Origin of the sequence: Streptomyces sp. AN091965, assembly GCF_022698285.1 — a bacterium.
Lineage (GTDB): Bacteria > Actinomycetota > Actinomycetes > Streptomycetales > Streptomycetaceae > Streptomyces.
In genome coordinates this window covers 8451530-8474862 of sequence record NZ_JALDMY010000001.1, presented here as the reverse complement: position 1 = coordinate 8474862, position 23333 = coordinate 8451530, and the positions used below count along the sequence as shown (strand labels likewise).

Annotated in this window: 23 protein-coding genes; 15 read left to right on the top strand and 8 right to left on the bottom strand. The window is 74.3% G+C overall.

The features are described 5' to 3' along the window. Window positions 1-72: 72 nt before the first annotated feature. Entirely contained in the window at window positions 73-1059 is a 987-nt protein-coding gene (locus tag MQV74_RS35230; protein ID WP_242727118.1) for an MsnO8 family LLM class oxidoreductase, read from the top strand. On the opposite strand, the gene MQV74_RS35225 is transcribed toward MQV74_RS35230, so the two are convergent. Further along, window positions 1053-1805 carry a LuxR C-terminal-related transcriptional regulator gene (locus MQV74_RS35225; RefSeq protein ID WP_242727117.1) on the bottom strand — a complete coding sequence of 251 codons (753 nt, stop codon included), beginning with the start codon at window positions 1803-1805 and terminating at the stop codon, window positions 1053-1055. The two genes, MQV74_RS35230 and MQV74_RS35225, sit on opposite strands and share 7 nt — an antisense overlap. Window positions 1806-1988: 183 nt before the next feature. On the opposite strand from MQV74_RS35225, the gene MQV74_RS35220 reads away from it, so the two are divergent. Next, on the top strand, window positions 1989-2669 hold the full coding sequence (locus MQV74_RS35220) for a WD40 repeat domain-containing protein (RefSeq protein WP_242727115.1): 681 nt from the start codon (window positions 1989-1991) through the stop codon (window positions 2667-2669). A gap of 155 nt (window positions 2670-2824) precedes the next feature. Here the strand turns inward: MQV74_RS35220 and MQV74_RS35215 are convergent, their stop codons facing one another. After that, window positions 2825-3790 (bottom strand): pirin family protein, encoded by a 966-nt coding sequence (locus MQV74_RS35215; protein WP_242727112.1) that lies wholly within the window; start codon window positions 3788-3790, stop codon window positions 2825-2827. Between the two features lie 173 nt (window positions 3791-3963). Between MQV74_RS35215 and MQV74_RS35210 the strand changes: the two genes are divergently transcribed. After that, entirely contained in the window at window positions 3964-4308 is a 345-nt protein-coding gene (locus tag MQV74_RS35210) for a tetratricopeptide repeat protein (RefSeq protein ID WP_242727110.1), read from the top strand. Between the two features lie 26 nt (window positions 4309-4334). On the opposite strand, the gene MQV74_RS35205 is transcribed toward MQV74_RS35210, so the two are convergent. Both MQV74_RS35205 and MQV74_RS35200 read right to left on the bottom strand, forming a co-directional pair. Further along, window positions 4335-5762 carry a sensor histidine kinase gene (locus MQV74_RS35205; protein ID WP_242727108.1) on the bottom strand — a complete coding sequence of 476 codons (1428 nt, stop codon included), beginning with the start codon at window positions 5760-5762 and terminating at the stop codon, window positions 4335-4337. After that, a complete protein-coding gene (locus MQV74_RS35200; protein ID WP_242727106.1) occupies window positions 5759-6511 on the bottom strand; it encodes a response regulator transcription factor in 753 nt (250 codons plus the stop codon). The genes MQV74_RS35205 and MQV74_RS35200 overlap by 4 nt, the downstream gene beginning before the upstream one ends. A 197-nt stretch (window positions 6512-6708) precedes the next feature. Here MQV74_RS35200 and MQV74_RS35195 point away from each other — a divergent pair, with 197 nt between their 5' ends. From MQV74_RS35195 to MQV74_RS35185, 3 genes are all read left to right on the top strand, one after another. Then, window positions 6709-8022 carry a glycosyltransferase family 4 protein gene (locus MQV74_RS35195; protein WP_242729307.1) on the top strand — a complete coding sequence of 438 codons (1314 nt, stop codon included), beginning with the start codon at window positions 6709-6711 and terminating at the stop codon, window positions 8020-8022. Between the two features lie 370 nt (window positions 8023-8392). Further along, window positions 8393-9340 (top strand): aminoglycoside phosphotransferase family protein, encoded by a 948-nt coding sequence (locus tag MQV74_RS35190; protein WP_374120814.1) that lies wholly within the window; start codon window positions 8393-8395, stop codon window positions 9338-9340. A 48-nt stretch (window positions 9341-9388) separates the two neighbouring features. Beyond that, entirely contained in the window at window positions 9389-9664 is a 276-nt protein-coding gene (locus MQV74_RS35185) for a WhiB family transcriptional regulator (protein WP_242727102.1), read from the top strand. Between the two features lie 85 nt (window positions 9665-9749). On the opposite strand, the gene MQV74_RS35180 is transcribed toward MQV74_RS35185, so the two are convergent. After that, window positions 9750-11201, bottom strand: coding sequence for a dihydrolipoyl dehydrogenase family protein (locus MQV74_RS35180; RefSeq protein WP_242727093.1), 1452 nt, complete (start codon window positions 11199-11201; stop codon window positions 9750-9752). Window positions 11202-11319: 118 nt separating this feature from the next. Here MQV74_RS35180 and trxA point away from each other — a divergent pair, with 118 nt between their 5' ends. Then, entirely contained in the window at window positions 11320-11700 is a 381-nt protein-coding gene (gene trxA / locus MQV74_RS35175; RefSeq protein WP_242727091.1) for a thioredoxin, read from the top strand. A 28-nt stretch (window positions 11701-11728) separates the two neighbouring features. Here the strand turns inward: trxA and MQV74_RS35170 are convergent, their stop codons facing one another. Continuing rightward, entirely contained in the window at window positions 11729-12826 is a 1098-nt protein-coding gene (locus MQV74_RS35170) for a LacI family DNA-binding transcriptional regulator (RefSeq protein WP_242727089.1), read from the bottom strand. 306 nt (window positions 12827-13132) lie between these two features. Between MQV74_RS35170 and MQV74_RS35165 the strand changes: the two genes are divergently transcribed. From MQV74_RS35165 to egtD, 6 genes are all read left to right on the top strand, one after another. Beyond that, window positions 13133-14551: an amidase gene (locus MQV74_RS35165; protein ID WP_242727087.1), complete on the top strand. Its 1419-nt coding sequence runs from the start codon at window positions 13133-13135 to the stop codon at window positions 14549-14551. Window positions 14552-14671: 120 nt separating this feature from the next. Next, window positions 14672-14989: a hypothetical protein gene (locus MQV74_RS35160; RefSeq protein WP_242727085.1), complete on the top strand. Its 318-nt coding sequence runs from the start codon at window positions 14672-14674 to the stop codon at window positions 14987-14989. A gap of 248 nt (window positions 14990-15237) precedes the next feature. Then, window positions 15238-16617, top strand: a complete 1380-nt coding sequence (gene egtA / locus MQV74_RS35155) for an ergothioneine biosynthesis glutamate--cysteine ligase EgtA (protein WP_242727084.1) — start codon at window positions 15238-15240, stop codon at window positions 16615-16617. Next, window positions 16614-18032, top strand: a complete 1419-nt coding sequence (gene egtB, locus MQV74_RS35150) for an ergothioneine biosynthesis protein EgtB (protein WP_242727083.1) — start codon at window positions 16614-16616, stop codon at window positions 18030-18032. The genes egtA and egtB overlap by 4 nt, the downstream gene beginning before the upstream one ends. Further along, window positions 18032-18787 carry an ergothioneine biosynthesis protein EgtC gene (gene egtC, locus MQV74_RS35145; protein WP_242727082.1) on the top strand — a complete coding sequence of 252 codons (756 nt, stop codon included), beginning with the start codon at window positions 18032-18034 and terminating at the stop codon, window positions 18785-18787. Before egtB ends, egtC begins: the two co-directional genes overlap by 1 nt. After that, window positions 18784-19746 (top strand): L-histidine N(alpha)-methyltransferase, encoded by a 963-nt coding sequence (gene egtD, locus MQV74_RS35140; protein WP_242727081.1) that lies wholly within the window; start codon window positions 18784-18786, stop codon window positions 19744-19746. The genes egtC and egtD overlap by 4 nt, the downstream gene beginning before the upstream one ends. Window positions 19747-19797: 51 nt before the next feature. Here egtD and MQV74_RS35135 read toward each other — a convergent pair whose 3' ends face one another. Next, window positions 19798-21069, bottom strand: coding sequence for an extracellular solute-binding protein (locus MQV74_RS35135; protein ID WP_441349349.1), 1272 nt, complete (start codon window positions 21067-21069; stop codon window positions 19798-19800). Window positions 21070-21321: 252 nt separating this feature from the next. Here MQV74_RS35135 and MQV74_RS35130 point away from each other — a divergent pair, with 252 nt between their 5' ends. Beyond that, window positions 21322-21537: a dodecin gene (locus MQV74_RS35130; RefSeq protein WP_242727080.1), complete on the top strand. Its 216-nt coding sequence runs from the start codon at window positions 21322-21324 to the stop codon at window positions 21535-21537. Between the two features lie 78 nt (window positions 21538-21615). Here MQV74_RS35130 and MQV74_RS35125 read toward each other — a convergent pair whose 3' ends face one another. Beyond that, a complete protein-coding gene (locus MQV74_RS35125) occupies window positions 21616-22134 on the bottom strand; it encodes a phosphatase domain-containing protein (RefSeq protein ID WP_242727079.1) in 519 nt (172 codons plus the stop codon). A gap of 90 nt (window positions 22135-22224) precedes the next feature. Here MQV74_RS35125 and MQV74_RS35120 point away from each other — a divergent pair, with 90 nt between their 5' ends. Next, complete coding sequence (locus MQV74_RS35120; protein ID WP_242727078.1) at window positions 22225-23262, top strand: LLM class flavin-dependent oxidoreductase; 1038 nt, start codon at window positions 22225-22227, stop codon at window positions 23260-23262. Window positions 23263-23333 lie beyond the last annotated feature (71 nt).

Sequence of the window (23333 nt, the reverse complement as noted above, 5' to 3'; positions counted from 1 at the left end):
CGCCGCCGTGCCGACAAACGCGACGAGAGCGGCCCCGGGGGAACGAGCCGGTGGCGCGAAGGCGGGGACACCGTGACGCGCATCCCCTTCAGCGTGCTCGACCAGGTACCCGTTCACTACGGGACGCGGAGAAGCACCGCCCTCGCCGAGACAGTCGCATTCGCGCGGGCCGCCGAGGAGTTGGGCTGTCACCGCTTCTGGGTGGCCGAGCACCACGGCGACCGCTCGCACGCCTGCGGCTCCCCCGAGGTGCTGGCCGCCGCGATCGGCGCCGTCACCACCCGCATCAGGGTGGGAGTGGGTGCCTTCCCCTTGCCGCTGTACGCGCCCTGGAAGCTGGCCGAGTCGATCAGCGTCCTGGCGGGTCTCGCTCCGGGACGGACCGATGCCGGAGTCTGCCGCGGTCCCGGTGCCACACAGGAGGCGCTCGCGGCCCTGCTCTCCCATCACGCTCCGGGCCTCCCCCGGCCCTTCGAGGAACTCGCCGCCGAACTGGTCGAGCTCCTCGGACGCCGCGCGGGAGACCTGAAGAGCATGCCTCTGGTCATCACCGGTTCCGGGCCCGGCAGCGCACGGCTCGCCGCGCGCCTGGGGCTCCCCTACGTCTTCGGCCAGTTCGCCCTCAGGGACGCACGGCCCGACCTGGTGGGCCTGTACCGCGAGGAGTTCGAGCCCTCGCCGTGGCTGGACACGCCGAAGGCCGTACTGGCCGTCCGTGTGGCGGCGGCCGACTCGGCCGACACGGTCGACGCCCTGACCGCAGGCTTCGCCGGTGTCCTTGCCGGCGCCGCCCACCTGCCGCCCGAGGCGCGCAGGCAGCTGGCTTCCGGCGCCCTGCCGACGACGGCCTCATGTCTCCCGGACGCTCCGCTGCCGCCCGTACCCGTACCGGACGTCGGCAGCATGCTGATCCGCGGAGACGGGCGAACGCTGCGTCGGCCCCTGGCGGACCACCTCTCGCTCTACGAACCGGACGAACTCATGGTGACGGTCTGGGCCTCCGACCTCAACGGACGCGTCCGCGCGCTGGAGCTCGTCCGGGACGCTCTGCCTCACTGAGCTCCGGGGAGCACGGCGGGCCGCCGCGGCCGGGTGTCGAACATCCGGAAGCCTTCCGGGAATCGCCCCGGGCGGGAGGCGAGCGGCGACCGGGCCGGGCCCCGGTCGCCGGTGCCCGTCAGCCCCGCGGAGAGGGCCGCCACGATGGCTTCACCGCGGCTGCCGACACCGAGTTTGCCCAGGACAGCCGAGACGTAGTTGCGCACGGTCTTGTCCGAGAGGGTCAGCTCGCGCGCGATGCGCCGGTTGTCGAAGCCGCGGGCGACGAGCCGGAGCACGTCGTACTCACGGGCCGTGAGCGCGGGGAGGGCACCCCGCCTCCGAGCCTCCGCCGACGGGCCCCGCAGGGCGGAGAGCGCGTACTCGACACCGGGGCTGAACGCCACGCCTCCACCCCGGACGAGCCTGATGGCGTCGAGGACCATGGTGGGTTCCGAATCCTTGAGCAGGAAGCCCTTGGCTCCCGCGCACAGGGCCTTCAGCACCAGTTCGTCCCAACCGCCCCGCGCCCACCCCGTCACCAGGATGCCCAGGGGCGGGTAGCGGCGCGCCAGCGCCCGGACAGTGTCCAGCCCCGAGCCTCCCGGCAGGTCGAGGTCCAGGAGCACGACGTCGGGCCTCGCGTCCCCGATGCCTTCCAGACATGTCCCGGCGTCCGGAGCCTCGCCCACCAGCCGTACGGCGCTGTCCGCGAGAACGGCACGGATACCGATCCTGACGATGGGATTCCGTTCGACGAGGAACACGCGAATCGGGTCTGCCGGCGAATGTGTCACTGCGCATACCTCTCGAACAGGCCAGGTCACACGCCCGGAATCCTGCGGATGTGAAAACTGGATGTACTGGTACATCGAACGGTAACCAAGTGAGTTTGATTTTCCAACCCACTAGAGGGTCGGCTGGTCCTCGCCCGACACGACGGACCCGTCGTGCCCCTGGTGTCTACCCAGGACGTCGGCCAACTCGTCACCGCGAGCGACAGCGGCGCCGTGCGGCTGTGGAACCTCACCGCCCACAAGGTGACCGGCAAGATCCACACCAGCGACGGGCCCACGTTGTCGGTGGCGTTCTCGCCGGACGGCACTCTGCTCGCCACGGCGGGCAAGGACGGCACCCTCCGGTTTTGGGACGCCACCAGCCACACCCCGATCGGTGACCCCGTCACCGGGCACACCGGACCCGTCCGGGCGGCGGCGTCCTCACCCGCAGGACGCCTCCTCGCCACCGTGGGCGAGGACCCCTCCGTACGACTCCGGGAAGAGGCCGCCTCCGTACGGCCGGGGAAAACGAACGCGCCCATGGCGCTCGGGGGAGCGGACCCGTTCGTACGGCTCCGCTACGAGGACTCCCTCGTACAGCCCCGGGAACCGGAGACCCCGGACAGCACACCGCCCCCGCAGCCGCCCGCAACGCCGCCCCTCGCCGTCCGGACGATGCTGCACCGCCGACTGCACGCGGGCCACCTCCTGGAGCTGGGCGGACTCCAGCACGACAGCCACGTCCACACGGTGGCGTTCGCCACGGACGTCCTCGCGATCGGCAGCGAGACCGAAACAGCACCTGACATGCCATCAGCAAAGTCAGCATCAGGTCAGCAAGAGTCCGCCTAAAGCCGACCGCACCCGCCCGCAGACCGGAATCAAGCTCGACGCCGTCAAGGTAAGGAGAGGGCGGCCGAAGGCCGTCACTCAGCGGGTCCGGCGACCGCTACACCGGTCGCGCTCGCCCATCGCCCCGAACCGCCACTCATCCTCATTTCCGCAGATCAGCGCACGCGCCCCCGCGGCTTTAGCGGCACTGACGGCAGCTCCGGCGCGGGTAGCGGGCCTCCGTCGTAGCCCTTCACCTCGCCGAAGCGCGTGCCCGTCATCCAGTCGGTGCGGGCCTGTTCGATGTCGGACTGGGTGCGGCCGATGAAGTTCCACCACATGATGAGCTCCTCCTCGAACGGCTCGCCGCCGAGGAGCATGAGGCTGGTGTCGGACGTGGCGCGTACGGGGAGTTCGGTGCGGCCGCAGCCCAGGTAGAGCATGGAGCCGGGGAGCAGCGGGACGCCGTCCACGTGGGCCTCGCCGGACATGGACAGGACGGCGTACTCGAAGTCGGTTTCGAGGGGGAGGCGCAGGTCGGCGCCCTGGGTGAGGGTCAGGTCCGCGCCGACGATGGGGGTGTACGTCGTACCGGGCGACGTGGTGCCGTCCAGGGTGCCGAGCAGGAGCTTCGCGCTCAGGCCCGGTGCGGTGACGACCGGCAGGTCGGGGTGGTGCTCGAAGTGCGGCTCGGTGTGGCGGTGGGCGTCCGGCAGCGCCACCCAGAGCTGCGCGCCGTGCAGGAGGCGGGCGTGGGCCTTGGGGCTCTCCTCGGAGTGGGAGATGGCGCGGCCCGACGTCATCAGGCCCAGCTCGCGGGGGCGGACCGTCTGCAGGCTGCCGGTGCTGTCGCGGTGCAGGACCTCGCCCTCGTGCAGCCACGACACGGTCTGCAGGCCCATGTGGGGGTGCGGCGGCACCTGCATGCCGGGCTCGTCGGCGATGTCGTCGGGGCCGTAGTGATCGACGAAGCACCAGGCGCCCACCATCCGCCGCCCCAGGTTCGGCAGGAGCCGGCGCACCTCGGTGGACTCGCCGAGCTGCACGCGTCGAGGACTGAGGAGTTCCCGCACCGGTTCCGCGACGACGAACCCGCGGCCGCCGCACTGGGCCGGCACCGCCTCGCGATCAAGATTGCTCATACCGCCCAACCTAGCCCCGAGGGGCCCGGCCCGTCAGCATCCACCCCGGCCCGCCCGCATCAGCGGATTCGTGCCGTCCGGCGCCGGGGCCGCCCCCGCCCCCACACGGCCACCCCCACGTAGTGGAATATTCAATTACCTGGTGCTGTTGTGTGCCGTCGAGGAGGCAAACAGTGAACATCACCTACTACGACCACGGCACCTCCGCCGAGCGCTGGGAGCGGGCGGGGCAGTTCTTCGACGCCAAGGAGTACGCGACGGCCGCGCGCATCCTCGCCCCGCTGGCCGACGAGGTGCCCGAGCAGGTCGCGCCGCGGCTGCTGCTCGCCCGCGCCTACTACCACTCGGCCCAGCTGCGCCGCGCCGAGACGGAGCTGCGCGCGGTCCTGGAGCTCGACCCCGTCGAGAGCTACGCCCGGCTGATGCTGGGCCGCACCCTCGAACGGCAGGGCCGGGACGCGGAGGCCGTACCGCACCTGCGGATGGCCGCCGCGCTGGACGGCGAGCCGGTCCTGTAGGACGGAGGCCGGGGCGTGCCCCGGCCTCACGGCTCGCCCAGGGTGAAGCCCACCACCGCCCCTCCCCCGGGCCTCGCCCCGGCGAACACCGTGCCGCCGTGGGACACCGCCACGTCGCGGACGATGGACAGGCCGAGGCCCGAACCGGGGAGGCTGCGCGCGGCCGGGGCGCGGTAGAAGCGGTCGAAGACGCGGGCGAGGTCGGTGGCCGCGATGCCGGGGCCGCGGTCGTGGACCTCGACGCGGCCGGTGGAGACCAACAGGTCGATGGGGGCGGTGCCGTCGCGGTCGAACTTGGCGGCATTCTCCAAGAGGTTGGTGATGGCGCCCCTGACCGCGGCGGGGCGGGCCCGTACGGGCCCGTCGTCCCGGGCGTGGACCGCGATCGCGCGGCCGGTGCGGCGGCGCGCCACCACCGCCGCCTCTTCGGCGACCTCGGCGAGGACGACGTCGACGGGCGGTTCGTCGTCGTGGCGGCCCGCCGCGATGGCGACGAGGTCGTTGACGAGGTCGGTGAGTTCACGGGACTCGTCGGCCAGGTCGACGACCAGCTCCGCCCGCACGGGCGGCGGCAGTTCGTCGATGCGGCACAGCAGCGCGATGTTCGTCCGCAGGGAGGTGAGCGGCGTGCGCAGCTCGTGCCCCGCGTCCTGGACGAGCCGCCGCTGGTCGTCCTCGGCCTGCGCGAGCCGGCCCAGCATGCGGTCGAAGGACCGGCCGAGCCGCCCCACCTCGTCGCTGCCCGCCACCGGCACCTGCCGGTCGACGCGGCCGGTCTGCGCCACGTCCTCGGCCGCGTGGGCGAGCCGCACCAGACGCCGGGTGATCCGGCGGGCCAGCCACCACCCCGCCACGGCGGCGGCGAGCACCACGAGGGTGGCGAGCAGCAGCGTGCGCCGCTGGAGGCTGTGCAGCAGGTCCTCGGTGTCGCTGAACTGCCGCGCCACCTGGACGGCGCCCTGGCCTTCGCCGAGGGAGACGGTGACGAGCCAGTAGTCCCCGCGGGCGAGTTCGACGTCGCGGCGCGTCACCACGCCCGCCCGCTCCTCGGCGGCCGTCGCGCGTTCCTCGTCGCCCACCGGCAGGCGGCGTCCGCCGCGCTCGGTGACCCCGCCGCGCGGGCCGAGGACCTGGGCGTCGGAGCGGGTGGGCCGGAGCAGGTCGTCGCGGATGCCGTCGCCGTCGAGGTCGGCGACGACGGTGATGCCCGTACGGTGTCTGCGCACCTGCTGGCGCAGGTCCTCGACGACCTCGTTGAAGGCGGCGTGCTGGTCGCGGCGGATGAGGCGGGCCGCGGCGTCGTAGCTGAGGAAGCCCACCAGCAGGGTCACGACGACGGCGACCGCGGCGAAGGAGGCGGCGAACCTCGTGCCGAGGCTGACCCCGATCCGGGCGCGCGCCCGGCGGCCCCCGTCGGCGGTGCCACCCGGCGTGCCGAGGTCGCCGCCGCTCATGACGCCCGCAGGACGTAGCCGACGCCCCGCAGGGTGTGGATGAGCGGCGGCGCCCCGGGCACGTCGAGCTTGCGGCGCAGGTAGCCCACGTACACGGCGAGGTTCTTGGAGCTCGGGCCGAAGTCGTAGCCCCAGATGCGGTCGTAGATCGTGGCGTGGTCCAGGACGATGCCCTCGTTGCGGGCCAGCAGGTGCAGGAGGTCGAACTCGGTTCGGGTGAGCTCGACTTCGCGGGGGCCGCGCCAGACGCGGCGCGCCCCGGGGGCGATGCGCAGGTCGCCCGCCGTGACGACGCCGTCGGGCTCCTCTCCCGCGCCCGCACCGGGCAGGGGCGCTGCGTCCGCCCGGCGCAGCAGCGCGCGCAGGCGGGCGAAGACCTCGTCGACCTCGAAGGGCTTGGCCACGTAGTCGTCGGCGCCCGCGTCGAGCCCGGCGACGCGGTCGGCGGTCTCCACCCGGGCGGTGAGCATGAGGACGGGTGTCCTGCTGCCTTCGGCGCGCAGCACCCGGCAGACCTGGAGGCCGTCGATGCCGGGCATCATCACGTCCAGGACGAGCAGGTCCGGCGGTTGCCGGTGCACGGCCGCGAGTGCTTGGACGCCGTCGGCGACGGCCGTGACGCGGTAGCCCTCCAGGGTCAGGGCGCGCTCCAGGGCGTTGCGGATGGCGCGGTCGTCCTCGGCGAGCAGCACGGTGTGCGGTGGACCGCCGGGAGTCGGCGTGTTGCGATACGGCTCGGTGTGCGGCATCCCGTTAGTCTGCCAACCGCCCCCTGTTCCACCGGCGCGCGGCCGCGTTCTTACCGTCCTCTCACCGTGGCCGGAATCCCGGCTTACCCGGGCGCGGAAAGGTGGCCCGCGGTTTCCGCCGCGTCATTTCGCCGCGCGTCCCGACCCACGCGCGGATCTGTCGAGCACCGCCGAGGGGAAAGCTCCGCATGAAGGCTCTGAAGGTCGTGTTCCTGCTGCACAACGTGTACGGGGTGGGGGGCACCATTCGCACCACCCTCAACCTCGCGTCCGCGTTGTCCGAGCGCCACGACGTCACCGTCGTCTCACTGATGCGCCACCGCGAGCGGCCGCGCTTCGAGGTCGACCCGCGGGTGCGGCTCGTCCCGCTGGTGGACGTCAGGGCGGGGAGCGCGGACACGCTCGATCCGCTGTTCGCCGAGCCCGCCGAGGCCTTCCCGTCGGCGGAGCGGCGCCACCACCAGTACACGCGCCTGCACGACGCGCGCGTCGCGGCGTATCTGCGGCGCTGCGACGCGGACGTGATCGTCGGTACGCGGCCGGGGATCAATGTGTACCTCGCGCGGTTCGGTCCGCGCCGCGCGCTGCTCGTCGGTCAGGAGCACCTGCGGCACGACGCGCACAGCAAACGCCTTCGCGCCCAACTCGCGCGCCACTACCGCCGTCTCGACGCCCTGGTGACGACCACGGAGGCCGACGCGGACGTCTACCGCAGACGGATGCCGCTGCCTGGGGTGCGGATCCTGAGCATCCCGAACATGGTGCCCAGGCCGCAGGTCCCGCCCTCGGACGGCACCGCCAAGGTCGTCGCAGCGGCGGGGCGGCTCGTCCCCGGCAAGCGGTTCGACCTGCTGGTGTCGGCCTTCGCCACGGTCGCGGAGCGGCACCCCGACTGGCGGCTGCGGATCTACGGCGGCGGCCAGCAGAAGGAGCCGCTGGAGCGCGCGGTCGAGGAGCTGGGCCTCGGCGGGCGGGTGGAGCTGATGGGGGTGCGCTCGCCGATCGAGCCGGAGTTCGCGCGGGCCTCCGTGGTCGCGTCCGCCTCGGACGCCGAGTCGTTCGGCATGACGCTGGTGGAGGCCATGCGGTGCGGCGTTCCGGTGGTGAGCACCGACTGCCCGCTCGGCCCCGCCGAGATCATCAGCGACGGCCACGACGGCCGCCTGGTGCCGACGGGCGACGAGGCCGCGCTCGCCAAGGCGCTGCTGGAACTCATCGAGGACGCGCCGCGGCGGCGTGCGATGGGCGCCGCCGCCCTGGAGAGCGCCCGCCGCTACGACCCGGAGCCGATCGCGGCCCGGCACGAACTCCTCTTCGCCGAGCTGCGCTCCACCCGCCGCAGGCGGGCCTGGCGGCGCATCCTGCCCGCGCGGGCGCGGCGCGTGCTGCGGCGGCTGCGCGGGCAGGGCGGGGGCGGCGCCGCGGTCCCCGCGCCGTCCGCGGGAGGCTCCGCCGGGCCGGGCCGGGCGCCGCGCGAGGCGCGGACACCGGTCTCCGCCAGCACCGACTAAAGCGCATTAGTTCCCGTCGGGATCCAGCTTCGGCTCTCCTGCGTCGTCAGAATTGCGGCGGTCCCGATCAGCGGTCGGCCGGACCGTCATCAACGCGGTCGCCATCGGCGTGGCCGCAGTCGGTCGTGGCCACGTCCAGCGCGTCGACTGGCGTCGACGGCGAGCTATGAAGCGGTCGTCCGGCGCGGCCTCGCCCCGGCGTCGCCCGGCGGCGGGGCACCCGGAAACTCGGTGGACAGCGGATCCGGCCGACGGGTGGGATGGGGCACCTTCCACCAGGTCGACGAAAGCGCCGGGCACACGGTCCGGCCGAGGAGTTCCCGTGACATCGAGCGGTACCGACGAGACGTACGACGAGCAGCACATCGCCATCGACGTCGACGAGCAGGGCGTCCCGGACGCCCAGGACGACGACGATGTCGCGGTCACCATCGACGAGCCGCTGGTGCGGCGCCTCCTGGCGGCGCAGTTCCCGCGCTGGGCACACCTGCCCGTGACGCCGGTGCCGCGCTCCGGCATGGACAACGCGACCTTCCGCCTTGGCGACGACATGGCGCTGCGGCTGCCCCGCTACGCCCGCTGGACCGGCCAGGTCGAACGGGAGCAGCGCTGGCTGCCGTGGCTGGCCCCGCAGCTGCCGCTCGCGGTCTCGCAGCCGCTGGCGCAGGGCGAGCCGGGCGAGGGGTATCCGTTCCCGTGGTCGGTCTGCCGCTGGCTTCCGGGCGAGCCCGCCACGACGGACGGCCTGGCGGATCCGCACGAGGCCGCGGTCCAACTCGCCGGGTTCATCCGGGCGTTGCAGCGCGTCGACGCGACGGACGGCCCGCCGCCGCAGTGGAGCAATGCCTTCCGGGGCACGCGCGTGGGCACCGAGTGCCCGCAGCTGGCCGCCGACTCCACCGTACGGGCGAAGATCGCGAAGCTGGACGGCACGGTCGACACCGACGCGGTCACGGCGGTGTGGGAGCAGGCCCTCGCGGCGCCCGCCTGGGACGGTCCGCCGGTGTGGCTGCACGGCGACCTGGCGACCGGCAATCTGCTGGCGGCCGGGGGGCGGCTGAGCGCCGTCATCGACTTCGGGACGCTTGCCGTGGGCGACCCGGCGTGCGACCTGATCCCGGCGTGGATGTTCCTGCCCGCGCAGGCCCGCGCCACGTTCCGGGTGGCACTCGGCGCCGACGACGCCACGTGGGCGCGCGGGCGGGGCATCGCGCTCGCCGGGTCGCTGCCGGTCCCCGACGACCCGTTCTTCCAGCAGGACCCGGCACGCGTGACGACGGCGCTCCGGCATCTGGACGCGATCCTCGCGGACGGCTGACCGGACAACGCCGTTTCGTCCCCTTCGCTCCCGGGCACCCGCCGCGGCATGGAAACGGTGCCCCTGCGACAGGACTGGATCCACCGGGCCGCGTGTGCTGATGAGGACCCTGAGCTGTTCTTCCCCGTCGGCACCTCCGGACCGGCCGAACAGGAACAGGAGGAGGCCAAACGCATCTGCGAGAGCTGCGCGGTAGCGCGTGAGTGCCTCACGTACGCGCTGAGCTCCGGCCAGACGTCGGGAGTCTGGGGCGGCAAGGGCGAGGACGAGCTCGCGGCGCTGCGGCCCTCCCGGGCCGCCAGGACGGCCCGGAGGCGGGCGTAGGGCACGGCCGCCGTCCGGCCGTGCCCTGCTGACGGGGCGGCCCCCTGTCAGATGAAGGGGGTGGGCCCCGTTGAAGGGGGCCCCGTCAGCCCCGGTACGTCTCCAGGAGCCGCAGCCACACCTCGCTGATCGTCGGGTACGCCGGGACCGCGTGCCACAGGCGGTCGATCGGCACCTCGCCCGCGATGGCGACCGTGGCGGAGTGGATGAGCTCGCCGACGCCGGGGCCGACGAAGGTGACGCCGAGGACGACTTCGCGGTCCAGGTCGACGACCATGCGGGCGCGGCCCCGGTACCCGTCGGCGTACAGGCCCGCCCCGGCGACGGACGCGAGGTCGTAGTCGACGGCGCGCACGCGGTGGCCCGCCTCCTCGGCGGCGGCGAGGGTGAGGCCCGCCGACGCCACCTCCGGGTCGGTGAAGACGACCTGCGGGACGGCGTCGTGGTCGGCGGTCGCGCTGTGGGCGCCCCACCGGTCGGTCTCCAGGATCGGCACCCGCTGAGCGCGGACGGCGATCGCGGCGCCCGCGATCCGCGCCTGGTACTTGCCCTGGTGGGTCAGGAGCGCCCGGTGGTTCACATCGCCCACGGCGTACAGCCAGTCGCTGCCCGCGACCTGGCAGCTGTCGTCGACGGGCAGCCACGCGCCGGGCTCCAGGCCGACCGTGTCCAGGCCGAGGTCATCGGTGCGCGGGGCGCGGCCGGTGGCGAAGAGGATCTCGTCGGCCTCGATCCGGTCGCCCCCTTCGAGCTCGACGGTGACCGTGGCGCCGTCCCGGCGCACCGCCTTCACCGAGGTGTCCGTCCGTACGTCCGCGCCCGCCTCGCGCAGCGCGTCGGCGACGAGCTCCCCGGCGAACGGCTCCATCTTGGGCAGCAGGCCCTCGCCGCGCACCAGCAGGGTCACGCGGGAGCCGAGCGCCTGCCAGACCGTGGCCATCTCCACGCCGACCACGCCGCCGCCGACCACGACCAGGCGGTCGGGCACGTGGTCGGCGCTGGTCGCCTCGCGGCTGGTCCACGGCTTGGCGTCGGCGGCGCCGGGCAGGTCGGGCACCACGGCCCGGCTGCCGGTGCACACCGCGACGGCGTGCCGGGCCGCAAGCCGTGTGAGGGTCCCGTCGGCGGCGGTCACGGTCACCCGGCGCGCGCCCGCGAGGCGGCCGTGGCCGCGGAACAGGTCCACACCGATCGAGTCCAGCCAGCCGACCTGGCCGTCGTCCTTCCAGTGGGAGGCGTACGCGTCCCGGTGGGCGAGGACGGCGGACGCGTCGAGGGCGCCCTCGACGAGGTGGCGCAGGCCCGGCACGCGGCGCGCGTCCGCGCGGGCCACGACGGGCCGCAGCAGCGCCTTGCTGGGCATGCAGGCCCAGTACGAGCACTCGCCGCCGACCAGCTCGCTCTCCACGATCGCCGCGCTGAGGCCCGCGGCGCGCGCCCGGTCGGCGACGTTCTCGCCCACGGGTCCGGCCCCGATGACCACTACGTCGTACGTGTTGTCCGCTGCTTCGCCCGTGGCGTCCGTGGATCGCTTCATGGGGCCAGTCTGGTGCCAGGTGTGCGGCGTGGCCACACGGGTACGCGCGCGGAATACGGCCGCCGCCGCGGCCGTTGTGCACGACGGCTTCGCCCCCACGCAGGAAGAGAGACTCATCATGAGCACGACCGTGGAGCTCACGAAGGAAAACTTCGACCAGACGATGACGGAGAACGACTTCGTCCTGATCGACTTCTGGGCGTCCTGGTGCGGGCCCTGCCGCCAGTTCGCGCCGGTCTACGAGAAGGCCGCGGAGGCCAACCCGGACCTGGTCTTCGGCAAGGTCGACACGGAGGCGCAGCCGGAGCTCGCCGCCGCCTTCGGCATCCAGTCGATTCCCACGCTGATGATCGTCCGGGACCAGGTCGCGGTGTTCGCGCAGCCGGGCGCGCTGCCCGAGTCCGCCCTGGAGGACGTGATCGGTCAGGCCCGGGGGCTCGACATGGACGAGGTCCGCAAGTCGGTCGCGGAGCAGCAGGCCAAGGAGCAGGGGGCGTAACGCCTGCTCCGGGGCGCGGGGCCGGGGCTCAGCTCGACTCGCGGTGCACCACGCTCGCGCCGAGGACGTCGTGGACCTCCGGCCGCGCCCCGGGCTCCCGCACCACCCGGTCGACGAGCTCGGCCAGGCCGCGGCCCGACGGCAGCTCGATGCGGACGCTGCTCAGGCGCGGGCGGAGGAGCCGCCCGAGCATCAGGTCGTCGGCGCCGACGACGGCCGCGTCGTCCGGGACGCGTATGCCCTCGTCCTGGAGGGCGCGCATGAGGAGCATCGCGTACTCGTCGTTGTACGCGAAGACGGCGTCCAGGCCGAGACCGCGCCAGCGGCCCGCGAGCCGGGCCGCGGAGTCCTCGCCGTAGCCCAGCGGCAGCTCGGTCACCCCGCTGTCGCCCGCGCCGCGCACGGCGGCCCGCACGCCGTCGAGGCGCGGCCGCGAGAAGGGTTCGAGCCCGGGCTCCTCGGGGACCACGACGCCTATGCGGCGGCGGCCGCGGGCGAGCAGGTGCTCGGCGGCGCTGCGGCCGACCAGGCGCTGGTCCATGAGCAGCGCGTGCGCCCCCTCGGCGCGCTGCGGGCCGAGCGTGAACACCGCCTTGGCGCCCGAGCGCTTGAGGACGGAGACGCCGCGGGCGCCGAGCGCGGTCGCGTCGGGGGCGAGCACCGCGACCGGGCGCAGCTCGGCCCAGGCGCGGGCGGCCTCCTCACCGGTGAGGCCGAGACTGCCGTACTGCACGACGGTGTAGTCGAACCGGCTGAGCGCCCACTGGAGTTCGCTGAAGAACTGGTTGAAGAGCGGGCCCACGGGGATCTGGGGCGTGGGCATGAGGACCATGCGGGTGTGCCCGGCGCGCAGGCTGCGGGCTGCGGCGTGCGGGACGTAGCCCAGCTCCTTGGCGGCCTCGCGGACGCGGCGGCGGGTGGGCTCGCTGATGCGCACGGCGCTGGTGTTGTTCAGGACGTAGCTCACGGTGGCGCGCGAGACGCCCGCGAGGCGTGCGACGTCGGCGCTGGTCGGAACGGAGTGCGGCACGCGCTGGTCGGCGTCCTGCGGCTCGGGGTCGGGTGGCGGGCTCGGCGCGGTCGGCGCCGGATCCGGCGCGGCCTGCTGCTTCGGTATCTGCACCATGACGAAGGCAATCCTTCCAGACGGCCCCGGGGCGCACCCAGGCGGGCGCGGGGGCGCTGCCGGGCAGTCGACGGGGCACGGGCGCGCACGCCATCGTGGCTGGTAGCGCGGGAGGTCACACACGCCGCTGACCGCGCACACGCGGCTCGGCCGGAGCGGCACACGCCGCTCACGCGCGCCGCGGCCCCGCGGAGCGCGCGCGGCGGGCGGGGGTGAACTCCGCTGCCCCGATACCGCGTTGGCCCGCCGGAAGCTACCGTGCGGTAAGCAACCGCGGCCGCGCCGCCCGACCGAAGGTGCCCCCACATGAGCAGCGACCGTTCCGAAGGCCTCGCGGAGACCGTCCGCGCGCTCAGCGCGGGCGAGGTGTCCGCCCGCGAACTCACCGAGCGGACGCTGAGCCGGATCCTGGCGACACAGCCCACGCTCAACGCCTTCCGCGTGGTGCGCGCCGAGGCCGCGCTCGCCGAAGCGGACGCCGCCGACCGGCAGTTGGCGAGTGGCGCCCGCGCCCCGCTGCTCGGGGTGCCGCTCGCGGTGAAGGACGACACGGACGTGGCGGGCGAGCCGACGGCGTTCGGCTGCCCCGGCGACTTCCCGCCCAAGGCGCGGGACGCGGAGGCGGTGCGCAGGCTGCGGGCCGCGGGCGCGGTCGTCGTCGGCAAGACCAACACGTGCGAGCTGGGGCAGTGGCCGTTCACGGAGGGGCCCGCCTTCGGTGCCACCCGCAATCCGTGGAACACCGCTCACACGCCGGGCGGTTCGTCGGGCGGCTCCGCCGCGGCGGTCGCGGCGGGCCTGGTGCCGGTGGCGCTCGGCTCGGACGGCGCGGGCTCGGTGCGGATCCCGGCCGCGTGGACCCATCTCGTCGGGATCAAGCCGCAGCGCGGGCGGATCTCGACGTGGCCGTGGCCGGAGGCGTTCAACGGCATCACCGTCAACGGCCCGCTCGCGCGCACCGTGGCCGATGCCGCGCTGCTCCTGGACGCGGCGAGCGGCAACCACAGGGACGACCCGCACCAGCCGTCCTCGATCCGCGCCGCCGAGGCCGCCACGCGCGAACCGGGCAGGCTGCGCGTGGCGCTCTCCCTGCGCACGCCGTTCACGGCCACGCCCAAGCGTCTGCACCGCCTCGTGCGCGCCAAGGTCGTGGAACTCGCCGACCGCCTGGCCGCGCTCGGACACGACGTGGAGGAGGCCGACCCGCGCTACGGCCAGATCGGCCTGGCCTTCGTGCCCCGGGCCACGGCGGGCGTCGCCGACTGGGTGCGCGAGGTGCCCGACCCCGCTCTGCTCGACCCGCGCACCAAGGAGGCGGCCCGGCTCGGGCGGCTGCTCGGCGGCGCGCCGCTGCGGCTCTCCCGCCGGGCGGAGGCGACCCTGCAGCGCCGGGTCGGCGCCGTCTTCGCCACGTACGACGTGGTCCTCGCGCCCACGACGGCCACCCCGCCGCCGCCCGTCGGGGCCCTCGCCGGGCTCAGCGGTTGGCGCACGGACCAGGCGATGATCGCGGCGTGCCCGTACGCGTGGCCGTGGAACGTGCTCGGCTGGCCGGGTGTGAACGTGCCCGCGGGCCGGGTCGCGGGCGGCCTGCCCGTGGGCGCCCAGCTCCTCGGCCCCGCGGGCAGCGAGCCGCTGCTCATCTCCCTGGCGGCCCAGCTGGAGGCGGACCGGCGCTGGCACGCGCACTGGCCGGAGCCGGCGGACACGCGGGCGGCGCCCTGAGAGGGCGGGGCCGTCGGGGCCTGCCCGGGGGCGAAGCGGCGACCAAGGGGCGCGTGGAAGCCTTGTGCGGCGCCCGAAAATGCCGTGCGCCTCGGGAAAGCGCCGTCTACCGTCTGGCCCGTGCAGCTCTACGAGATCCACATCCACGGTTTCGCCGACACACGAGCGGCGCTCGCGCTCCAGGAACCCCTCGCCCGCCTGCTGTGTCCCGTCGAGGACCACGCCGGGCCCTGCGAGGTGCCCTGGGGCTTCACCGCGGGTGACGGCTCCCTGGTGCTCGGCATCTACGCGAGCGCCGCGAAGGCGGCCGAGGTGACGGACCGGGTGCGGTCCTTCGTGGGCGGCGCCCACCCGGCCGTCCTGGGCGGGCCGACCAGCGACGTCTTCGACGAGCTCGCGGAGCAGTACCGCATCGAGCACCCGGCGTCCCGCGACTGACCGGCGCTCCCCCCAGGGGCGGACGTGCCGTTTCGGCCATCCCGTGCGGGAACGGCACGCGCGTGGTCTATTGGAAGGAATCCCGCGTGTGGTGCGTGAACGGGCGGCGTGGCGCGGCCGTCGTTCACCACAACGGCACTTCCCGGCCACCCGGGGCCGTCTTGTGCGAAATAGCTTCAAGGTCTTGGGTGTTACGAGCGCTGCCCGGACGCGACGTCCGGGCCGCCCGGAACAGGAGGACCCCCGGCATGCCAGAGGGAGACTGTACGAACCGTCGCGTGCGTCCTCGGGACGCCGTGACCGAGGCGGAGGTCGAGGCCCTGGTGCGCGGCATCTGCTTCAAGAACGGACCGCCCGCCGCCGTCGGCGTGGAGCTGGAGTGGCTCGTCCACGACCGGCGCTCCCCGCGCCTTCCCGTCACGTCCGCCCGCGTCGAGACCGCCCGCGCGGCCCTGCGGACCGAATCCCTGCACTCGGCGGTCACCGTGGAACCCGGCGGTCAGCTGGAGCTCAGCTCGCTGCCCGCCGCCTCGCTCATGGAGTGCGTATCGGCCGTGGCGGCCGATCTCACCGTCGTCCGTGACACGCTCCGCCCCCTGGACCTCACCCTCACCGGCCTCGGCGCCGATCCGTGGCGTGCCCCGACGCGGCTGCTGCGGGAGCCGCGCTACGACGCCATGGAGTGCTGGCTCGACCGCGCGGGCGAGGCGGGCCGCCGCATGATGTGCTCCACGGCGTCCGTGCAGATCTGCCTGGACGCCGGGTACGCGGAGCCGGGGCCGCTCGGCTTCGCCCGGCGCTGGCGGCTCGCGCACCTGCTCGGCCCGGTCCTGGTGGCGGCGTTCGCCAACTCGCCGGTGCAGGACGGCCGGGCCACGGGCTGGCGGTCCACGCGGCAGGCCGTGTGGGCGGGCATCGACCCCGGCCGGTCGGGCGCGCCCGCGCTCGACGAGGAGCCACGGGCGGCCTGGGCACGGCACGCCCTGGACGCGCCGGTGATGTGCGTACGTACCGAGAACGCAGCGCACACCGAGAACACCGGGAACGCCGAGAGCGCGGCGGGTGCCGGGCGCTCCGGGGCCGCGGACGGGGCGCCGTGGCTGGTCCCCCAGGGCCTGAGCTTCCGGTCCTGGGTGCGCTCGGGGCTGCCGCGGCCGCCCACGCGCGGGGACCTCGACTACCACCTCACCACGCTGTTCCCGCCGGTCAGACCGCGCGGGCACCTGGAGCTGCGCATGGTCGACGCGCAGCCGGGCGAGGACGGCTGGGTGGTGCCGCTCGCCGTGACCATGGCGCTCTTCGACGACGCGCAGGCCACCGAGACCGCCTACCGCACCGTCAAGCCGCTGGCCGAGCGGGCCGGGGTGACGCCCGCGCCGCACAGCCCGCTGTGGCTGGACGCGGCGCGCCACGGCCTGGCGGACCCGGAGCTGCGCGAGGCGGCGACGGCCTGCTTCGCCGCGGCCCTGGAGGCGCTGCCCCGGCTCGGCGCCGCCCCCGAGGTGCTCGCCGCCGTCACGGCGTACGCCGACCGGTACGTCGCCCGGGGCCGCTGCCCCGCGGACGACCTGCTCGACGAACTCGACGCACAAGGGGCGCTCGTCCCCGGGAAGGACGTACCGCGATGACCGGTTCCACGGCCGGAGCCCCGCACGGCGCGCCCGTCGGCCCCGAGGAGCTGCGGGAGCGCGCGCTCGGCGCGCTCCGGGCCGCGCGCGAGCGGACCGCGCTGCTCACCTCCTGCGTCGAGGACTCCGAACTGACCGCGCAGCACTCGCCGTTGATGTCGCCGCTGGTGTGGGACCTCGCCCACATAGGCAACCAGGAGGAGCAGTGGCTGCTGCGCGCGGTCGGCGGCCGCGACGCCCTGCGGCCCGAGATCGACTCCCTGTACGACGCCTTCGAGCATCCGCGCGCCGCCCGTCCCTCGCTGCCGCTGCTCGCGCCCGAGGAGGCCCGCCGCTACGCCGCCGACGTGCGCGGCCGGGCGCTCGACGTCCTGGAGAGCACCCCGTTCACGGACGGCACCCCGTTCGCGCCGGACGCCCCGATCGCCGCGGGCGGCACGCAGGCGGTGGCCGGCCTCACCGACGCCGGCTTCGCCTTCGGCATGATCGCGCAGCACGAACAGCAGCACGACGAGACGATGCTGATCACCCATCAGCTGCGCGCGGGCGGCCCGGCGCTCACCGCCCCCGACCCGGAGCCCGCTCCGGCCTTCGGCGGCCCGGACGAAGTCCTCGTGCCCGGCGGCACGTTCACCATGGGCACGTCCACCGAGCCCTGGGCGCTCGACAACGAACGCCCCGCCCACCAGCGGCTCGTGCCGCCCTTCTTCCTCGACACCACGCCGGTGACGAACGCCGCGTACCAGCGCTTCATCGACGACGGCGGGTACGAGGAGCCGCGCTGGTGGCACGAGCGCGGCTGGGAGACGGTCCGCAAGAACGGCCTCGCGGCGCCGCTGTTCTGGCGCCGCGAGGGCGGCCAGTGGCTGCGGCGCCGCTTCGGCCACGTCGAGCCGGTGCCCGCCGACGAGCCGGTGGTCCACGTCAGCTGGTACGAGGCGGACGCGTACGCGCGCTGGGCGGGGCGGCGCCTGCCCACCGAGGCCGAGTGGGAGAAGGCGGCCCGCCACCGGCCCGACGAGGACCGCTCGGCGCGCTACCCATGGGGGGACGAGGACCCCGCGCCCCAGCACGCGAACCTGGGCCAGCGCCATCTGCGCCCGGCGCCCGCCGGCAGCTATCCGCAGGGCGAGTCGCCGCTCGGCGTAAGGCAGTTGATGGGCGACGTGTGGGAGTGGACGGCGAGCGACTTCCTGCCCTACCCGGGCTTCGTGGCCTACCCCTACCGCGAGTACTCGGAGGTGTTCTTCGGCGGCGACTACAAGGTCCTGCGCGGCGGCGCCTTCTCCGTGGACGCCGTGGCCTGCCGGGGCACCTTCCGCAACTGGGACCACCCGGTGCGGCGGCAGATCTTCTCCGGCTTCCGCACGGCCCGTGACGCCACGGCCGCCGAGCTGGCCGCGGAGCTCGGCTGATGTGCCGTCACCTCGCCTACGTCGGCGCGCCCGAGCACCTGGGCGCGCTGCTCGTCACGCCTTCGTCCGGTCTCTTCCGGCAGTCATGGGCGCCCCGGCACCAGCGGCACGGCACGGTCAACGCCGACGGCTTCGGCGTGGGCTGGTACGCCGACGGCGACCCGGTGCCCGCGCGCTACCGGCGGGCCGGGCCGATCTGGGGCGACCAGTCGTTCGCCGACCTCGCGCGCGTGGTGCGCTCCGCGGCGGTGCTCGCCGCCGTGCGCGACGCCACCGTGGCCGGGGCGGACGGGGAGGCCGCGGCGGCGCCGTTCGCCGCGGACCGCCGGCTGTTCAGCCACAACGGCGCGGTGTCCGGCTGGCCAGGCTCGCTCGCGCCGCTCGCCGCCGGGCTCCCGACCGCCGACCTCCTCTCCCTGGAGGCGCGCTGCGACTCGGCGCTGGTCTGGGCGCTCGTCCAGGCCCGGCTGCGGCGCGGCGAGCCGCTGCCGCAGGCGCTCGCGGACACGGTCGTGGAGGTCGCGGAGGCGGCCCCGGGATCACGGCTGAACCTGCTGGTCACCGACGGCGCGACGATCGCCGCGACGGCCTGGGGCGACACCCTCTGGTACCTGGCCGTGCCCGGGCGCGGCACCGTCGCCGCCTCCGAGCCGTACGACGACGACCCGCGCTGGCGCGAGGTCCCCGACCACACGCTGCTCCACGCGAGCCGCACCGACGTCCTTCTCACCCCGCTCAAGGAGCCACCTGCGTGAGCCCGTTCCTGCTGACCCGCACCCTGCCCGAGGACGCCACCGACGCGGCCCTGCGCGCCGACGTCCTGCACGGCCTGTCGCGCACCCCGAAGACGCTGCCGCCCAAGTGGTTCTACGACGCGCGCGGCAGCGTCCTGTTCGACGAGATCACCACCCTGCCCGAGTACTACCCGACGCGTGCCGAGCGCGAGATCCTGGTGGCCAGGTCGGCACGGATCGCCGAGGTCACCGGGGCCCGCACGCTGATAGAGCTCGGCTCGGGATCCTCCGACAAGACCCGGCACCTCATCGACGCCCTGACGGACCTGGACACGTACGTGCCCGTCGACGTCAGCGAGTCCGCGCTCACCGGCGCGGCGAACACGCTCCTCGCCCAGCGGCCCTCCCTGAGCGTGCACGCGCTCGTGGCCGACTTCACCCAGGGCCTCGCGCTGCCGGGCACGCCGGGGCCGCGCCTGGTGGCGTTCCTCGGCGGCACCGTCGGCAATCTGCTGCCCGCCGAGCGCGCCGCGTTCCTCGCCTCGGTGCGCGGCCTGCTGTCCCCCGGGGACGCGCTGCTCCTCGGCACGGACCTGGTCAAGGACGAGTCGGTCCTGGTGTCGGCGTACGACGACGGGGCGGGCGTGACCGCCGCGTTCAACAAGAACGTGCTGCACGTCGTGAACCGCGAGCTGGGCGCGGACTTCGACCCCGACGCGTTCAGCCACGTGGCCGTCTGGGACCGCGACCGGGAGTGGATCGAGATGCGGCTGCGGTCCCGGCTCACGCAGACGGTGAAGATCCCCGCCCTGGACCTCGCGGTCGACTTCGAGCGGGGCGAGGACCTGCGCACCGAGGTGTCCGCGAAGTTCCGCGAGGACGGCGTGCGGTCCGAACTGGCCGCGGCGGGACTGAAGCTGACGCACTGGTGGACGGACGAGCGCGGGCGCTTCGCGCTGTCCCTGAGCACCGCGTCCTGAGGCCGGGGCCCGGGGCCCGGCGCCGTCGGCGGCGGGCCCCACGGGCCGGGCTCAGTGCGCGGCGTCCTCCAGGGCCTCGGTGATCCGGCCCGAGGCCGCCTTGGCCTCGGCGGCCGCATCGCCGCCCGCGAGGACCTTCGACATGTACGTCTTGATCGGGTTCTTGGCCTCGACCAGGGCCCAGCGCGGCGAGTTGGGCGTCGCCCGGCCCCGCGCGGCCCCGGCCGCCATCGCGGCCACCCCGGCGTCGCCCGACACGGTGGGGGCGAGCGTCGTCTTGTTCGGCACGTAGTCCATGGTGCGGGCGAGCTCCTTCTGCCACTTCTCGCCCGCGAGCGCCTTGACGACCTCGACGGCCGCCTTGCGCTCCTTCGTGCCCTCGCGCACGACGAGGTCGGAGCCGCCGGTGAAGACCGCGCCGGGCTTGCCCGCGGTCTTGCCGGGGATCGGGAAGTAGCCGATCTTCCCCTTCAGGGCGGGGTTCTTCGCCTCGATGGCACGGGCGCTGCCGGGCACCGCGATGATCTGCGCGACGTCGCCCTTGGCGAACACCCCGGCCTGCGGCGGGTGTTCCTCGTCGGCGTTCTGGGGGCCGTCGCCGAGCGCCTGGAGCTGCTTGTAGAAGTCCATGCCGCGCAGCGCGGCCGGGGAGTTCAGGGTGCCCTTCCAGACGCCGCCCTTCTCCTTGGCGAGGTCGCCGCCCTCGTCCCAGATGAACCCGGCCAGCGTGTACCAGTCCTGTCCGGCGAGGTAGATCCCTTGGTCCGCGCCGGAGTCGAGGCGCGCCGTCGCGTCCAGCCACTGCTGCCGGGTCTTGGGCGGCTGCTTGATCCCGGCCCGGGCGAACAGGTCCTTGTTGTAGAGGACGACGCGGTTGGCGGCGTACCACGGCACGCCGTACTGGGCGCCGCGGTAGCGGCCGGGCTCGGCGAGGCCGGGCAGCCAGTCCTCCATGCCGAGGTCGCGCGCGGACTCCAGGGTGAGGTCCTCCAGGCCGCCCCCGTCGACGTACTGGGACACCTGGGTGTTGCCGACCTCGATGACGTCGGGCCCGTCGTCCTTCTTGAGGGCCTTCTGCACCTTGGGGCCGATGCCGGTCCATTCGTGGATGCGGACGTCCAGGTCGATGTCGTCGTGCTGCTTCTCGAAGTCCTCGGTGAACCGCTTGACGAACCCGTCCGACGCGCTGCCCCGCATCAGCCAGACCGTGACGGAGCTCTTGTCGTCATCCGAACCGGTCAGGACGCCGCAGCCGGGCAGCAGGGCGGTGGCGGCGAAGGTCAGGGTGAGGGAGAGCGAGATGCGTCTGTGGCGCGCGTTCACGTCGGTCACTTTCTGCGGGGGACAGCACGGGGGAGGGGCCCGACGTGGGGAAGAGCGGTGCTCGAACGGGTGTGTGGGATTTTGGTACGGACCTCAACATCGGGTCAAGGGGCGCGAGCGCATCGGTCTCTCACGGCACCTCCATCAATCGATCACATCGGTCCACCCCCGCACCGCCGCCAACAGGCCCGCGCCACCGCCCGGCACTACCGTGGAGGGCAGCCGCACCGCCGCGGAGAGGAGAAGGACCTCATGTCCGAGCACACCTACCGGGTCACCGAGATCGTCGGCACGTCCCACGAGGGCGTCGACCAGGCCATCCGCAACGGCGTCAGCCGCGCCGCGCAGACGCTGCGCGGCCTGGACTGGTTCGAGGTCACGCAGGTGCGCGGCCACATCGAGGACGGGGAGATCCGGCACTACCAAGTGGGCCTGAAGCTCGGCTTCCGCCTGGAGGCCGCGGACTGACCGCCCGGCGCCGCCTCGGGTGCCGCGTCGTCGCGGGCCCGGCCCGCCCGGTGGCCCTGGCCCGCGCCCCTCGTGGCCTCAGGTGCGCCCCTCGCGTTCCTGGGCGTCCTTGAGCGCGGCCGACGTCCGCGCCCAGCGTGCCCGCACCACCGTGAACCCGGCCCGCTCCGCGTCGTCGCACACCAGCTCGTCGTCGTCCACGAGCACGCGCACCTCGCGGCCCTGCGCGAGGTGCCGCAGGACCTCCAGCTTGGTGCGGCGCGCGGGCCGCCGGTCGCGGTCGCGCCGCATCCAGATCGGCCCCTCGGGCAGTCCCTGCGCGGCGAGCCACGCCTCGGTGTCGGCACGGCAGCGCTCCGGCCGCCCCGTCAGATACACGACCTCGCACTCCCCCGCGCTCTCCCGCGCGAGCGCGACGCCGCGCGGCAGCGGCGGATCGTACGGCGCCGCCGCGAAGAACGCGTCCCAGTCACGCGGCTCGCGCTCCAGGAACCGCTGGCGGTGCGCCGTGTCGGCGAGCGTGCCGTCGAGGTCGAACACGGCCAGGGGTCTGTCGTCGTGCGTCACGTGATCAGCGTAAGGACAAGGACACGGCATCGGCGCACGGAACGCGACACACCTCATGAAGTGCGCGACGCCGTGGGCGGCAGCGGGAATCCTCAGCCGCGGCGAGCGTTGAACACGTCTGTGAGCACAGTGATCGAATCCACCCGCTTCTCCGTCCTCGACCGTTCGCGCGTCCGTGAGGGGCACGAGGGGGCCGAGGCACTGCGTGACACGGTCCGTCTCGCGCAGGACCTGGAGGCGCTCGGGTACCACCGCTTCTGGGTGTCCGAGCACCACGGCGTGCCCGGAGTCGCCGGTTCCGCGCCGACGGTGCTCGCCGCGGCCGTCGCCGGGGCCACCCGTACGATCCGGGTCGGCACGGGCGGCGTGATGCTGCCGAACCACCAGCCGCTCGTGGTCGCCGAGCAGTTCGGGGTCCTTCAGGCGCTCTTCCCCGGCCGGATCGACATGGGGCTCGGCCGCTCGGTCGGGTTCACGGACGGCGTGCGCAAGGCGCTCGGCCGCGACAAGCACGCCGCCGAGGACTTCGCGGCCCAGCTCACGGAGCTGCTCGACTGGTTCCGCGGCGCCTCGGACACCGGTGTGCGCGCCTACCCGGCCGACGGCGTGCGGATCCCGGCGTACGTCCTGGCCACCGGCGAGGGCGCCGCCATCGCGGCGGCCGCGGGTCTGCCCCTTGTCATCGGCGACCTGCGGGGCCGGGACCGGATGCTGCGCGCCGTCGAGGGCTACCGCGCGGCCTTCACGCCCTCGCCCTGGGCGCCGGAGCCGTACGTGATCGTCTCCGGCTCGGTCGCCGTCGCCGACACCGAGGAGGCAGCCCGCCGCCTGCTCGTGCCGGAGGCCTGGTCGATGGCGTACTCCCGCACCCACGGCACGTTCCCGCCGCTGCCGCCCGCCGAGCGCGTCGAGCGGCTCGCCGCGACGGGCGGCATGACCGACAAGGAGCGCGAGCTGTACGAGTCCGGGCTCCAGGGCCACCTCCACGGCACCGAGGAGCAGGTCGCCGACGCCCTGGAGGCGCTGCTCAAGGACAGCGGCGCCCAGGAGGTCCTGGTGACCACCAGTACGCACGACCGCGAAGGCCTCCTCGACTCCTACCGGCGCCTGGCACGGGTGGCGGGCCTCGCCGGGGCCCCGGAGGCCACCGGCACGTGACCGCCCGAGGTGCGCGAACGGCCCCGGCCTAGAATCGTGGGGTTTGCCCCATCGCCGCGTTCGGAGCCCGC

Bases quoted from the DNA above. Each gene is read 5' to 3' on its own strand.
- MQV74_RS35215 (WP_242727112.1), bottom strand. From the start codon at position 3,790: ATGAGCAATCTTGATCGCGAGGCGGTGCCGGCCCAGTGCGGCGGCCGC.
- MQV74_RS35200 (WP_242727106.1), bottom strand. From the start codon at position 6,511: ATGCCGCACACCGAGCCGTATCGCAACACGCCGACTCCCGGCGGTCCA.
- MQV74_RS35205 (WP_242727108.1), bottom strand. From the start codon at position 5,762: ATGAGCGGCGGCGACCTCGGCACGCCGGGTGGCACCGCCGACGGGGGC.
- MQV74_RS35180 (WP_242727093.1), bottom strand. From the start codon at position 11,201: ATGAAGCGATCCACGGACGCCACGGGCGAAGCAGCGGACAACACGTAC.
- MQV74_RS35170 (WP_242727089.1), bottom strand. From the start codon at position 12,826: ATGGTGCAGATACCGAAGCAGCAGGCCGCGCCGGATCCGGCGCCGACC.
- MQV74_RS35185 (WP_242727102.1), top strand. From the start codon at position 9,389: ATGGAAACGGTGCCCCTGCGACAGGACTGGATCCACCGGGCCGCGTGT.
- egtB (WP_242727083.1), top strand. From the start codon at position 16,614: ATGACCGGTTCCACGGCCGGAGCCCCGCACGGCGCGCCCGTCGGCCCC.
- MQV74_RS35125 (WP_242727079.1), bottom strand. From the start codon at position 22,134: ATGCCGTGTCCTTGTCCTTACGCTGATCACGTGACGCACGACGACAGA.
- trxA (WP_242727091.1), top strand. From the start codon at position 11,320: ATGAGCACGACCGTGGAGCTCACGAAGGAAAACTTCGACCAGACGATG.
- egtA (WP_242727084.1), top strand. From the start codon at position 15,238: ATGCCAGAGGGAGACTGTACGAACCGTCGCGTGCGTCCTCGGGACGCC.
- MQV74_RS35130 (WP_242727080.1), top strand. From the start codon at position 21,322: ATGTCCGAGCACACCTACCGGGTCACCGAGATCGTCGGCACGTCCCAC.
- MQV74_RS35165 (WP_242727087.1), top strand. From the start codon at position 13,133: ATGAGCAGCGACCGTTCCGAAGGCCTCGCGGAGACCGTCCGCGCGCTC.
- egtC (WP_242727082.1), top strand. From the start codon at position 18,032: ATGTGCCGTCACCTCGCCTACGTCGGCGCGCCCGAGCACCTGGGCGCG.